2 protein-coding genes are annotated in these 833 nt (G+C 45.7%); both read left to right on the plus strand.

Features of this window, described 5'->3' with window-relative positions:
• Positions 1 to 463: FliM/FliN family flagellar motor C-terminal domain-containing protein (locus tag R8O10_RS24555; RefSeq protein WP_318191863.1), on the plus strand; the 463-nt coding region annotated here is incomplete at its 5' end.
• Complete coding sequence (fliN, locus tag R8O10_RS24560) at positions 460 to 831, plus strand: flagellar motor switch protein FliN (protein WP_005462794.1); 372 nt, start codon at positions 460 to 462, stop codon at positions 829 to 831. The genes R8O10_RS24555 and fliN, both read left to right, overlap by 4 nt.
• Positions 832 to 833: the final 2 nt, after the last annotated feature.

Here is an 833-nt window from a genome sequence, read left to right on the forward strand (position 1 = left end):
TGATCTTCGCCTACAAGAAAGAATCAGCCGCATTATTATCGGTTGGCTAGCACCGCAAGACATGTGGGAGGCATGTGAGTATGAAGCCCCACGCGGCATAGGCTTATGTGTCCAATTAAATATCACCTTTGAAGGTTATCAAGGGTCGATGTACTTAAAACTGGACACGCATCTGATCCAGACCTTGATTGAACAGCTTGAGCTGCAATCAGACGTGGATTTGTATGAACCTTTTTGTCGTTCCCTAGAATCAACGCCAGTTCGTCTTAACGTGGTATTGAGTAAAAAAACGATGGCTCTAAGTGACGTTGTTAGCCTAAAACCTGATGACATCATGCCAATCGAATTACTAAATACCGTACCGGTAAGCATTGGCAATCAACCTCTCTTTACTGGCCGTATTGCTGAGCAAGACGGACAGCTTGTTTTGATTTTTAACCCGGATAAGGAAACGCAGCGATGAGCGAAGCGCCTGAAACTAAAGCGTTCGACACAGATGAACTGAACTTTGATGATTTTCAATTAGAAGACTTTGAAGCTGAAACAACGCGCCAACCTGAGCCTGTTGCTGCAGAGCGCGACCTGAGCTTTTTCAAAAGCATCCCTGTGACTGTCACGCTTGAAGTCGCAAGTAAAGAGATCCCACTTGGTGATTTGATGAAAGCGGGCGAAGGCACCGTCATTGAACTTGAAAAGCTGAACGGCGAACCGTTGGACGTAAAAGTGAACGGTTCCCTACTTGGCCATGCGGAAGTAGTTGTCGTTAATGACAAATACGGTCTTCGCTTGATTGACGTACACGATTCGGCATTAAGCGGCGTTGGTCGATAATT

Origin of the sequence: Vibrio sp. 1727, assembly GCF_033344415.1 — a bacterium.
In the GTDB taxonomy this organism is placed as follows: domain Bacteria; phylum Pseudomonadota; class Gammaproteobacteria; order Enterobacterales; family Vibrionaceae; genus Vibrio; species Vibrio alginolyticus.

Bases quoted from the DNA above. Each gene is read 5' to 3' on its own strand.
- fliN (WP_005462794.1), top strand. From the start codon at position 460: ATGAGCGAAGCGCCTGAAACTAAAGCGTTCGACACAGATGAACTGAAC.